The organism is Tannerella sp., assembly GCF_030528505.1.
Taxonomy (GTDB): domain Bacteria; phylum Bacteroidota; class Bacteroidia; order Bacteroidales; family Tannerellaceae; genus Tannerella.
Window position 1 is genome coordinate 50,228 of record NZ_JAUMYS010000008.1, and the last position, 11,995, is coordinate 62,222.

The window sequence follows — 11,995 nt, forward strand, 5'->3', positions numbered from 1 at the left end:
CTTAACCTCCTTTCCTATTAATATCCTTCGTTCTGCTTCAAATTGTTATTGAGTGAAATCTCGCTGTCGGGAATCGGAAGCACATTGTCTTTCTTGATATTATACCCGTTCGGAAACTTCGTTTCCAGCTTTTCGCCCAAGGCTCCGAACACGTCGCACGGATAGTATTCCGGTCCGGCGTTCCAACGTTTGATATCATCCCAGAATTGTCCTTCGAGCGCCAGTTCAATACGCCGTTCATGACGTAGCGTTTTCCGGGCTTCGGCCTGTCCTAGCCCCTTCTTCACCGGCGGCATCTTCACGTCTTTGCGTTCGGTACGAATACGGTTGATCAGATCGATCGCTCCATCGATATCCTTATTCAGCTCAATCATCGCTTCGGCGCGACACAGCAGCACATCGCCATAACGCAGAATCATAAAGTCGAGAGGAGATTGACGACCTACGACCGGCATCGTCTCGATCGTATATTTACGGATACCGAAACCGACCTTTTGTCCCGTATGGTTCTTAATCTCGGTCGGATACAACTGCCCCTGAAAATAAGCACCCGGACGCAGAATGGTAAAGTCGAGACGTGGGTCTCTGTTTTTGTAAGGATCATTCTTGTCGACCGGAGTACCGTCAAGGGTCTCATATTCATCGACCAGCAACTGAGTCGGCGCAACCGAGTTGGAGCCGTCGATTCCGTATTTCAAATTTTGGGGTTGCCAGTAACGGTCGAAGATACTTCCCTGCTGAAACACCCCGTCCATAAAGCTCAAGGCAAAGAGCGTTTCGGCATTACCCTCGTTTTCATACTGGAATAAACCATAATACGTAGGGAAAAGTTGATACTTGTTCAACGCATCGATTTTGTCGCAATATTCCAACACTTTCTCCCATTCGGAGGTGTACATGTACGTTTTCATCTTCATCCCTAATGCTGCGCCTAACGTCGCACGTCCGTTATCCGGAGAGTTTTTAGGCAAACGCTTGATGGCTTCGTCGAAGTCTTGACGTACTTGTTTCCAGACCTCTTCGGCCGATGCACGTGTCAGCTTACGTCCCTCCTCCGGCGTGATTGTTTTGAGCACGAGCGGCACGCCTCCATACGAACGCACGAGCAGGTCGTAGAAAAGGGCACGCAAGAAATAGACTTCGCCCAGCATCACTTCTTTTGCCACCGCGTCCATATTCGGAATCTTATCCGCGTTTTCCAAGAAGTAATTTGCACGGTAAATTCCTCCGTAACAATATTTCCAGCGATTAGAAACGATTCCTCCGATACCGGACGTAATCGTTCCGTTGCCGACCTGTTTCTGTTTGCCTTCCCAATGCGCCCATTGATAGGCATTCGGCGTACAAGCGTCATAACCGCCTCCATAACCGTACACATAATTATTTCTCAATACACTGTACACTCCGTTCAAGGCCAGTTTCGCATCATCCGGTGAAGTCCAGAAGATTTCGTTTGTAATCTTATCATCCGGCAATATGTCCAGATAACTTTCGCATGAGCTGAGTCCCGTCAATGTGACGACGGTGAGCATCATATAGATTATTTTTTTCATCATTCTTTCATTTTGAATTGTTAAACATCAAAAACTTACATTCAGTCCTAAAGAGAAAACACGCGGAATCGGATAGTGATAGCCGCCCCTGTCGAACGAATCCCGTTCGGGGTCAAAACCTTCGTATTTGCTGCTCACGATCGTAAATACATCCGTTGCGTTCAGATAAATGTATAACTTTTGCAAAAACAGGCTACGAGTAACATCTCTCGGCACGTTATATCCTAACTGAATATTTTTCAACTTTAAAAACGACATGTTAGCCGACCAGAACGACGACTCCTGACGATGCCAATCGGCATCGAGCGTAATCAGCGGTATTTCATTATTCTTATTTTCCGGTGTCCATGCACCCTCCCACTTCTTCGTGATCGTTCCTCCGGATACACCTAACGGAATAGTCCAGTCATTTCTGAAATACCCTTTCACTCCGGCTATTCCCGAGAACTGTACATTCAGGTCAAAACCTTTCCACGAGAGACTGCCGTTGATACCATACGTAAATTTCGGGATCGTATTACCGATTTCCTCTTTATCGCGGTAATCCAGTTTGCCGTCTCCGTTCACATCCTTGTAACGAATATAGCCTTCTTTGGGCTTAAAGCTATTGTTTTTCATGTGTGTTGCACCCTCTTCGTCGGTCTGATAAATACCCTCCTGAATGAAGCCGTACAATGTCTTATACGAATAGCCTTCTCGGATGAGGAAAAGCTGATCCGGAGATTTGCCTCCGCGGAATTTCGTCACCTCATTGTCTACATACGTCAGATTCGCTCCGATGCTGTAAGACAAGCCCGAGCCTTTGTCTTGATCTTGCCAGGTTATCCCCAGCTCCATTCCGGTATTCTTCATTCTACCGACATTCTCGAACGGAGCGCCCATATCTCCCAAGACGGATGGAATAGGAAGCTGGACGATAATATCGGTTGTCAGACGCCGGAAATAATCGGCTTCGAGATTCAGGCGATTATTCAGGAATCCCATATCGAACCCGAAGTCGGTCGAAGTCGTCGTTTCCCACGTAATATTCGGATCGACAAGGGCAGTGATGGCCGCTCCGGGCGCCAACGTATTGTTGAAATTATGGCTGTTCGGATAATCCTGCGTAATAACCGTCAGATAAGGGAAATAATCGGAGTTGCTCGGATTGGCTGTGTTCCCGATGTTTTGGTTTCCGAGTTTACCCCACGAAGCGCGCAACTTCAAATTGCTGAACAGATCGAGGTCTTTGATAAACCGTTCTTCTCCCAAACGCCAGCCGGCTGAGAAAGACGGGAAGAGTCCCCAGCGATGTCCTTTGGCAAAACGCGAGGACGCGTCGGCGCGGAGGTTGACCTCGGCCAAATATTTTCCGTTCAGGGCGTAGTTGATCCGACCGAACCACGACATCATGCGCCACATGTATTTATTCCCATCGGCGAAAGGATTCTTCGTTCCCGAAGCGATCTGATGCAGTTCGGGCTTGGACGGATCCGTTTTTTTCGCTTTCGTATAGCGGCGTGTCGTAGCCTCCTGCTGATATCCGAGCAACAGACTCACATCATGGATTTTGTTGAACACACGGTTGTAATTCAAATTCGTAAAGAAGGTCGAATAATATTCATCGACCATGGTGCGCGATATCTCCAACGTAGACGGATAATCGAGCGGTTTCGTGGGATTCGACTGGTTCAGGTCCGTATAGCACGTTGCCAGCTGATTGTAATTATCGATATTCCGATGCCAATATTGCCCGCTGTAATGCGCGCTCAACGTCAGCCCTTCGAACAGACGCAGCGTAGCATACACGTTTCCTTTGAGGAAATTCGTCGTTGTTTCGTTCTTTCCGTTGTACAAATCGGGGAACGGGTTACGGGTATCGACGATCGGCAGCCCGGCTTTCGGTCCCGAAAGGTAGAGCGCCTGTGTGCCTCCGTATGTTTTGCCGTCCTGCAAATAAGGCGTAGAGAACGGATGACCGTTGGACATCATGTAGAAGACCCGTTCGATTCCTGAGGTGTAGCCTCCGTCATAATCGACATACGACTGATTCGACACGGTACGCATCACACGCCCTCTACCGCCGAAGGTCAGCCAGTCGCCTACTTTGGCTTCACTGTTAATCGACAGGTTATAACGCTCCGAATCGGTATTTTTGATTATACCGTTATTTTTCAGGTAACCCATCGAAAGGTAGCTGTTCGACTTTTTCCCGCCAAACGTTGCGGAGACGTTATGCTGGGTCGTAAACGCATTACGGAAGACTTCATCGAAATAGTTCGTACTCGGATATTTATACGGATCGTTACCGGAAGCGAAAGCATCGATAACCTCCTGCGGGAACAACGGATCGCCGCCTTCGTTCGTGACGGCTTTATTCCAGAGCTGCATGTAATGGGGGCTATCGGTAATCAAATCGTATTTCCGTCCGAGTTGCTGCACTCCGAAGTAACCGTTATAGTTGATACGCACCTGTTCGCCTTCGCCTTTCTTCGTTTCGATCAGGACGACACCATTCGCGGCACGAGAACCGTAGATCGCTGCCGATGCTGCGTCTTTAAGTACCGTGATCGAGGCGATGTCGCTCGGATTCACGTCCGACATACGCCCTTCCACACCGTCAATGAGAATCATCGGATCGGTATTGTTCAGCGTGCCGTAACCACGAATACGAATCGTCGCACCGTCGGAACCCGGAGCACCGGAGTTTTGGCTGGCCCATACGCCGGATACTTTTCCGGAGAGCGCCTGCGAAGGATTCGTAATCGGGCGGTTCTCCAGCTCTTGATTGTATTTAACGGTTGAAACGGAACCGGTCAGGTTCGCTTTCTTCTGCACACCGTACCCCACGACAACGACTTCTTCCAACGTCTTGGTATCTTCTTTCAGGACGATATTGAACGATTCCTTTCCGGCCACGCGCAATGTTTGTTCGAGATAGCCGATATAAGACACTTTGAGGGTTGCATTTTGCGAAACGGTCAACGTAAACCGTCCGTCGATATCGGTTACCGTACCGTTCGTCGTCCCGTCCTCCACCACATTGGCTCCTATCACGGGCTCGCCTTGGGTATCGGTCACCTGTCCGAAGATTTGTTTTTGATTATCCGACTGTAATGAAGCCGCAGCATCCGATTTCGAGGTTTCCTTATTCGTAACCACGATATATTTATCGACCAGCTGGTAATTCATATCGGTATTGCCGAACAGCTGGTTAAGCACTTCGGTCAGTTCTTTTTCTCCTGTCCGAATGCTTAATCGGGCCTCTGTGTTGACGACCGCACGATTATAAAAGAAACGGTAGTCCGACTGCTTTTCGATTTCGCGGAATACGTCGGGGAAAGTTACGTTTTCAAGTACAAGATTAATTTTTGCATTCTGCGAATGCGTCACTCCTGCCTGCAAAACGGGAGAAACAGCCAACAGGATAACGGCTGTCAGACCGATTTTCAGACACAGCTGTAAGGTCTGATAAAAGTGACCTTTCATATCATACAATGCATTTTCCATATTTTTTTTATTGTATTGCGATTTTAATAGAACAATTGTTGTTATTTTGATTAAAAAACGATGACCGTTACACTTAACAGTCGAACGGGTATCTCCTGACAAAGCAGAGCCCCGCAGTTTGATTCTTATCTTCTTATCTACCTCATAAGCATTCCTCCTTTTTTTAAACGGTTTATAATTTTATATTTACATTTGAATATCAATGAATCAACACCCTGTTTTCTTCTATCGTATAACGGATTCGAAGGCTCGTCTTCAGCACGTTCATGATCGTTTCGAGCGAATCATAATCCTTGAGTGTGCCTCCGAAAGTAGCGTGTCGGACTTCGGGGTTTTCACAGATAAATTCCACACGGTAAAGGCGTTCGAGGCGATGGATCAGCTCACCGAACGTCATCTTATCGAAGACAAATTCTCCCCGGCGCCATGAAGCCAAAAGCTCCACGTCTTTCTTCTCGACCCTAAAAGTACAGGTGTTTTTATCATACGTAAATACTTCACCCGGTCGGAGGGCATGCAACCATTTTCCACTTTCGATCGTAACCCCTCCTTCGAGCAAAGCAACCGAGCTCGTTTCTTCTTCTTCGAACGCATATACATTAAAGGAAGTGCCCGTTACGCAATAAGTCAACTTGTCGGTACGGACGGAGAAAGGACGCTGCTTATCCTTTTTCACCTCGAAATAAGCCTCCCCTTTCAGATAAACCGTTCGTTCATTATCACCGGAGAAGTCGCCGTATAGAAGCGAGCTGCACGCATTCAACCAGACTACCGTTCCGTCAGGTAACGTTGTCTTCGACTTGTCGCCGACACCTGTTTCTATTCGGGTTTGAGCAACCGTATGGTCTTTCTTTTGCGTGGCAACGCGGTATATGAAGCAAGCCGAACAGACTCCGATCAGAAAGACGGCAGCGTAACGCAGCCCAAAGAAACGACTGCCTGTTCGTTGACTGAGAGACCGGCTACCGGAGACTGTTTTGCGGAATTTCCGCCATTCCGTCTCGATATCGTTTGGTTTCGGGTCATATTTCAGACAGCCCCAATCGTATGCATCTTTCATCGAACGGAAATAATTCCTGTTCGATTCGCTTTCTTCCAGCCATGTCAGCAACGTCGCCTGTTCGTTGGCGGAAGCGCTTCCCATCAGGTATCTTATGATCAGCGTATCGATCTGCTCCATGTTTTTCTTCTGCTCTTTTCATGGTAAGACGCACGAAACGCAGGGACTACTTAGCGAAAAACGAAAAAAAGATCAACAGAATCGGCAAATAATCATTGAAAGCTGTTTTAAAGATTTTTAGTGCGTTATATATCTGCACTTCTACAGTTCGGACGCTAAGTCCCAATGTCTCGGCGATTTCGTGATTTCTCAGACCATGAAAACGACTCATTTCAAAAATTTTCCGGCATTTTGCCGGTAGTTTTTCGACGGTATGGTGTATGAGCCCGTTCAATTCCTTAACGTAAAGATCAACTAAAGGGCTGTTCGGTTCAGGATGAAGTTCGATTTCGCGGATACGCCATCTGACCGTCTCTTCATAAGCTGCGCTGACTTTTTGCGAACGGATATAGGAAAGGCAGCGATTATGCACGGAACGAAACAGGTAGGACTCGCAAGAACAGATGTTTTCGGCATAATGTTCCCATAACCCGATAAAGCATTCCTGCACGATATCTCTGGCACATTCTTCGTCATCGATATATTTACGGCAGAAAGCAAACAGTTTCGGCTGCATCCGCCGAAACAGCGATTCGAACGCCCGGATATCCGGTTTATTCACTGATTTAGTATCCATATCATGGTATGATGTCTTCTGCAATCGTCCGGAAATACACACATTCCCGAACGGATGCAAACTTACAAAATATCTCCGGGTTCATGAAACCCTGCCTTGTTTTTATGTATTTTTCTGCCCGAAGCCCTCCCTGACGACTCCCGCGAGACACGTTCTGAAAACGGAAACAGGTTAATCGCATTACGTCGCAAAATCTTTTCTCCCCGCTGTGCCTAAATTAAAAAATTATCGTGTACATTTGCGCCTCGAAAATTGGAAGTAATCCATTTAATTTAACTAACAAAAAAGATGAAGAACATATTGGTGATAGGTTCGACCGGGCAGATCGGCTCGGAGCTGACCATGGAGCTGAGAAAACGTTACAGCGGAAATGTGGTAGCCGGATACATTGCGGGTGCAGAACCTAAGGGAATACTGGCCGAGTCGGGCCCTTCGGCTCCGGTAGACATTACGAACGGTCAACAGATTGCCGACACGGTAGCCCGCTATCAGATCGACACGATTTACAATTTGGCCGCGTTACTTTCGGCCGTGGCGGAATCCAAACCTCAACTGGCGTGGAAGATCGGTGTGGACGGACTGTTGAACGTGCTCGAAGTAGCGCGCGAGAAGCAATGTGCCGTATTCACCCCCAGCTCGATCGGAGCATTCGGACCGGACGCGCCGAAAGACAAAACCCCTCAGGACACGGTGCGCAGCCCGCACACGATGTATGGCGTAACGAAAGTGACCGGCGAGCTGGTAAGCGACTATTATTTCCGCCGTTTCGGCGTAGATACGCGTGCCGTACGTTTCCCGGGACTGATCTCGTATGTCGCTCCTCCGGGCGGCGGTACGACCGACTATGCGGTAGACATCTTCTACTCGGCCGTAAAACAGGAAAAGTTCTTCTGCCCCATTGCGGCCGGCACCTTTATGGATATGATGTACATGCCCGACGCGCTTCATGCCGCCATCCAACTCATGGAGGCCGACCCGTCGCGCCTCAAACACCGGAACGCCTTTAACATCGCTTCGATGAGCTTCGACCCGGAAATCATCTGCGCACAGATCCGAAAATACCTGCCCGACTTCGAAATGGAATACCGCATCGACCCGTTACGTCAGGCCATCGCCGAATCGTGGCCGAACATGATGGACGACACCTGCGCACGCGAAGAATGGGATTGGGCGCCGCAATATGATCTGGACACAATGACCCGCGACATGCTCGAAAAACTGAAAGAAAAAGATTTGTCGTCATGAACCTAAAAACCGGTTGAAATGGAAGAACTGCTGGCCTACGAGCACGATCTGTTTACGTGGATCAACAGCACGCACACTCCTTTGACGGACGCGTTGCTGTGGCCGTTTTCGGGTACGCTCATCTGGTGTCCGGTAGTGCTGGTACCGCTTTGGTTTTACCTCCGTAAAAGACCTGACCGGCTACCGGCTTCCCTTTCGATTGGACTGATTATTCTGCTTTGTTGCGCCGCCTCCGATCTGGTTTTCAAGCCTTGGTTTACGCGCTTCCGCCCCACGACGCACCCGCTTTACCTCGAACACGTCAGGTTGCTGAAAGAATACACCGCCAACGGATTGTACGGATTCATTTCCGGCCATACGACGAACGCGTTCGGCTTTGCCATGCTCTCGTCGCTGCTGATTAAAAAGTGGCCGTACACAATTGGCATCTTCGTCTGGGCCTTGGCGATGGGGTATTCGCGCATCTATCTGGGCGCTCATTTCGTGTCGGACGTATGGGCCGGGATGATTGCCGGGAGTCTGCTCGGAGTACTCGTCTATCTCCTCTACCGATGGGCGGTAACGCGTTATTTCATCTCTCATACACCGACCGAAGGATGATAAAAAGATGCTTCCTCTCGTTGTTCGGTATCGCCTGTTCTCTCTGCGCGACACATGCGGAGGGCGACACGCTCGGCGTTTCTCCTGTTTCGCGGAAGTTGCGCTTTCTCGAAGAAAATTCGCACATTACGACGGGCAACTCGAATGTATCTCCGGCTTTTTCGCCGGAAGGATTTTCTACCGTCTCGCTGGGTAAAGCCGAAGGAAGAAAGCGTCAGCCGACCATCACCCGATTTATTGTACCGACGTTATGCATCGCTTACGGCACGGCGGCGCGGTTCAATGAAAGCCCGATCCGACGTTTCGACAAACACATTGCAAGGCAGGTCAACAAACATATCGACCGTCATTACGGTATCGACAACTCGCTTCAAATCATGCCGGCCGCCGTTGCGTGGGGGCTTGACTTCGTACCGGGCGTCGAAGCGCGACACAATTTCCGCGACCGCACACTGATTCTGGCGACTTCGTACAGCGTTATGTTCGCGTTCGTTTACACCACGAAAGACCTGACGGGCGTAGAGCGTCCGCGTCAATGGGGCGAGTACAACGCTTTCCCTTCGGGACATACGGCCGTAGCCTTCACCGGGGCGCATATCCTGTACAAGGAGTATCGTGATCATTCGCCGTGGATCGGCGTAGGCGGTTATGCCGCAGCGACGGCAGTAGGAGCGTTGCGGGTCATCAACAACGCTCACTGGGTAAGCGACGTGATAGCCGGAGCAGGCGTCGGCATACTCAGTGCCGAAATAGGCTACCTGATGCTGCCCGTGTGGCATCGGCTGCTGGGGATAAACGGAGACGAACGACAATTCGCCCTGACGCCTCAACTGGGATTCCGCACGGCCGGACTCGGTGTCGTGTACGTTTTTTAATACAAAAACGTAAGCATTCTCCGAAAAATCATAAAATAGTTACATCTTATCGCCTTAAAATACAAAAGATGTTTGTATTTTTGTCGGCCGTTTGGGTTGAAAGTCTGCGAATGATGATTAACGGCAGGCGGATGAATCATACATTGAATATTAATTGACTTAAAAACAGATTTGAAAGATGGTAAAGAAAGTAGGAAATCTGATTCCGAATACCTTTTTTATGGCAAAAGGTAGCGGCGATTCCGATCTGGAAAAGCATGCGGGTTCGTATCACATGGCATTGTTCGATGCGGGAATTGCCGATTTTAACATCATGACGTATTCGTCCGTTATTCCGGCTACGGCCCATTTGGTGACGATGGACGAGGTCGATCTGCCTCCGTTCGGGTCGGAGTTGAAAACGATTATGGCCGTTTCGCACGGGTATCAGGATGAGTTTATCTCGGCCGGACTCGTATATGCGTGGATGTATAAGGACGAGAATTTCGACGAGAAAGCCGGCGGGTTGGTCTGCGAAGTGAGCGGACGTTACCGCATCGAAGAGCTGGAAGCGCGTCTGATCCGCGTCATCAACGATCTGCATCAGCGTACATACAGCAAGTTTTATCTGGGCGATCTGAATTTCGTAACCGAAGGAATGACCATCGAACGTCGCTACGGCACGGCGCTGGCGGCTTTATGCTTTACGGATTTCCTTCTGCCCGAAATCAAAGAGAAATAAAAACGATTTTGTTTTTTTAGTGTTTGGTTCCCGAATCGATAAGGGAGCTATAAACTAAGTGCTATTTTGGACGATGGCCGTGAGGAAATGACTCCTTGCGGCCGTTTTATTTTTAAGGCGAAGAAAAGCGTCTGTCAGCGGAACAGGAAAAAAACCGAACGCGCTACAATAATCAAAGACGGCGTTCGTTTTATCATCAGATATAATCAAATACAGAAAATGATGAACAAAACGAAATCATGGACGAAATGGATTCCCGAAGCTTTTTTTGCACTTCTTCTGATCGGGGCATTCCATCCGATCACGATCGGATTGGCGGTATTGTTAGTCGTATTGTTTCTGATTCGTAAACAAATTCTTCCGGCAGTTATTTTGGGTTCGATTCTTTCGGTACTCTTGGTAATGGGCAGTTTATACATGACCCTCGCGTTGCTTTCGGAATATTACGAATTTGAAACAGGCTCGTGGGAAGCCGTACGGATGCTCGTCGTGGGCATGCTTATTCTGGGGACATCGTTCGTGATGGGCATCGTGATGTTAGTGAAATACCTCAATTATTCTTCACGGATACAATATAGTCATTGAGCAGTCAGCGGTCAGCATTCAGCCCTTCGGGTGTTGAGGTGTTGAATTGTTGAGTTGTTGGCTACAATAATTACGAATGACAAATTACGAATTACGATGCCCTTCGGGCGTTGAGGTGTCAGTCAGCATTCAGTAATCAGCATTCAGCGGTCAGCGTGAATTAATGGTCAATGGTTAATTGTCAATTGTCATGCGTGGTACATGCCGAATCATGTACCCGGAAAATAACCATTAACCATTGACAATTAACAATTACATTTGCGCCCTTTGCGATTTCCTTTGCGTGCTTTGCGGTAAAATAAACCGCAAGGTTCGCAAAGAATTCCGCAAAGTTCGCAAGGTGTCAGTCAGCATTCAGCCAAATCAACAACTCAACACTACAACATCGCAACAATTCCACATCGCAAGAACAAACGACTTGCTTATTTTCTGTTTTTCATCGCGTATTGATAAGAATCAAGCTCCTCGAAAGCTTCGACACAGGCAAATCCCGTTCCGTCTCCGATCGCATCGCGTTCGCATATCAGACCGGTTATGCCGGTTCGACCGGTTTCTACGTCTTCTACCGTCTCGTCGATATACTCGAAGAATTCTTCTAACGAGTCATGGAAATGACGGATTTCGTAGAGATCGATTTCAAGGACGCTCTCCGGGCTGAGCCGTGCGTCGATGAACTGTACAAAATCGTTATAGAGCGTCACCGAACCGGGCGAGTTGGCCGTGAGGAATATTCTTCCCCGCTCGGCATTCTGCCGGAACTGTGCCGGTGTGAGTCGGAAGGGTTCGGGATATGCTCCGTCTTCCTCTTCGTCGTCTTCCTCGAAGCAGTCTTCTTCGTCTTCGTTTTCGTTTTCTTCTTCTTTCCATTTTGCCTCGCAGCTCTCCCATTGGGGTTTAACGGCTTCGACGGTTGTCCGGTCAAGCAAGAGCAGCCAGAAGTAAGGCAGCGAATTATTACCTTCAAACAGCCAATCGGTCTGTTCGGCTGTTACCATGTTTAATGTTGTTCTTTGTCCCATAATGATATAATTTTTAATTAGTTTTTCTTTTAGCCGTCAGTTTTCAGTAATCAGCGGTCAGTCCTTCGGACGTTTAGTTGTTATGCCCCTTCGGGGCGTTTAGTTGTTTAGT

Annotated in this window: 10 protein-coding genes; 5 read left to right on the forward strand and 5 right to left on the reverse strand. The window is 48.5% G+C overall.

The genetic code is table 11. From position 1 onward, the window contains the following. Positions 1–17: 17 nt before the first annotated feature. The 4 genes from Q4A89_RS02355 to Q4A89_RS02370 form a co-directional block, all read right to left on the reverse strand. Positions 18–1,556 carry a RagB/SusD family nutrient uptake outer membrane protein gene (locus Q4A89_RS02355; protein WP_303183463.1) on the reverse strand — a complete coding sequence of 513 codons (1,539 nt, stop codon included), beginning with the start codon at positions 1,554–1,556 and terminating at the stop codon, positions 18–20. A 24-nt stretch (positions 1,557–1,580) separates the two neighbouring features. Then, positions 1,581–5,042 (reverse strand): TonB-dependent receptor, encoded by a 3,462-nt coding sequence (locus Q4A89_RS02360; RefSeq protein WP_303183465.1) that lies wholly within the window; start codon positions 5,040–5,042, stop codon positions 1,581–1,583. 199 nt (positions 5,043–5,241) lie between these two features. Then, positions 5,242–6,222 carry a FecR family protein gene (locus tag Q4A89_RS02365; protein ID WP_303183467.1) on the reverse strand — a complete coding sequence of 327 codons (981 nt, stop codon included), beginning with the start codon at positions 6,220–6,222 and terminating at the stop codon, positions 5,242–5,244. A 46-nt stretch (positions 6,223–6,268) separates the two neighbouring features. After that, on the reverse strand, positions 6,269–6,838 hold the full coding sequence (locus tag Q4A89_RS02370; protein WP_303183469.1) for an RNA polymerase sigma-70 factor: 570 nt from the start codon (positions 6,836–6,838) through the stop codon (positions 6,269–6,271). Positions 6,839–7,126: 288 nt separating this feature from the next. On the opposite strand from Q4A89_RS02370, the gene Q4A89_RS02375 reads away from it, so the two are divergent. From Q4A89_RS02375 to Q4A89_RS02395, 5 genes are all read left to right on the forward strand, one after another. Next, positions 7,127–8,083: an NAD-dependent epimerase/dehydratase family protein gene (locus Q4A89_RS02375; protein WP_303183471.1), complete on the forward strand. Its 957-nt coding sequence runs from the start codon at positions 7,127–7,129 to the stop codon at positions 8,081–8,083. Between the two features lie 18 nt (positions 8,084–8,101). Then, entirely contained in the window at positions 8,102–8,683 is a 582-nt protein-coding gene (locus tag Q4A89_RS02380; protein WP_303183472.1) for a phosphatase PAP2 family protein, read from the forward strand. After that, positions 8,680–9,558, forward strand: a complete 879-nt coding sequence (locus tag Q4A89_RS02385) for a phosphatase PAP2 family protein (RefSeq protein ID WP_303183473.1) — start codon at positions 8,680–8,682, stop codon at positions 9,556–9,558. The genes Q4A89_RS02380 and Q4A89_RS02385 overlap by 4 nt, the downstream gene beginning before the upstream one ends. A gap of 178 nt (positions 9,559–9,736) precedes the next feature. Then, entirely contained in the window at positions 9,737–10,279 is a 543-nt protein-coding gene (locus tag Q4A89_RS02390; RefSeq protein WP_124752311.1) for a pyruvoyl-dependent arginine decarboxylase, read from the forward strand. A 219-nt stretch (positions 10,280–10,498) separates the two neighbouring features. Continuing rightward, positions 10,499–10,864: a hypothetical protein gene (locus tag Q4A89_RS02395; RefSeq protein ID WP_303183475.1), complete on the forward strand. Its 366-nt coding sequence runs from the start codon at positions 10,499–10,501 to the stop codon at positions 10,862–10,864. Positions 10,865–11,286: 422 nt separating this feature from the next. Here the strand turns inward: Q4A89_RS02395 and Q4A89_RS02400 are convergent, their stop codons facing one another. After that, positions 11,287–11,883 (reverse strand): hypothetical protein, encoded by a 597-nt coding sequence (locus Q4A89_RS02400; protein WP_303183476.1) that lies wholly within the window; start codon positions 11,881–11,883, stop codon positions 11,287–11,289. Between the last annotated feature and the right edge of the window lie 112 nt (positions 11,884–11,995).

What these genes read in the sequence shown, in the direction of transcription:
- Q4A89_RS02355 (WP_303183463.1), bottom strand. Translation starts at nt 1,556, where the DNA reads ATGATGAAAAAAATAATCTATATGATGCTCACCGTCGTCACATTGACG.
- Q4A89_RS02360 (WP_303183465.1), bottom strand. Translation starts at nt 5,042, where the DNA reads ATGGAAAATGCATTGTATGATATGAAAGGTCACTTTTATCAGACCTTA.
- Q4A89_RS02365 (WP_303183467.1), bottom strand. Translation starts at nt 6,222, where the DNA reads ATGGAGCAGATCGATACGCTGATCATAAGATACCTGATGGGAAGCGCT.
- Q4A89_RS02370 (WP_303183469.1), bottom strand. Translation starts at nt 6,838, where the DNA reads ATGGATACTAAATCAGTGAATAAACCGGATATCCGGGCGTTCGAATCG.
- Q4A89_RS02375 (WP_303183471.1), top strand. Translation starts at nt 7,127, where the DNA reads ATGAAGAACATATTGGTGATAGGTTCGACCGGGCAGATCGGCTCGGAG.
- Q4A89_RS02380 (WP_303183472.1), top strand. Translation starts at nt 8,102, where the DNA reads ATGGAAGAACTGCTGGCCTACGAGCACGATCTGTTTACGTGGATCAAC.
- Q4A89_RS02385 (WP_303183473.1), top strand. Translation starts at nt 8,680, where the DNA reads ATGATAAAAAGATGCTTCCTCTCGTTGTTCGGTATCGCCTGTTCTCTC.
- Q4A89_RS02390 (WP_124752311.1), top strand. Translation starts at nt 9,737, where the DNA reads ATGGTAAAGAAAGTAGGAAATCTGATTCCGAATACCTTTTTTATGGCA.
- Q4A89_RS02395 (WP_303183475.1), top strand. Translation starts at nt 10,499, where the DNA reads ATGATGAACAAAACGAAATCATGGACGAAATGGATTCCCGAAGCTTTT.
- Q4A89_RS02400 (WP_303183476.1), bottom strand. Translation starts at nt 11,883, where the DNA reads ATGGGACAAAGAACAACATTAAACATGGTAACAGCCGAACAGACCGAT.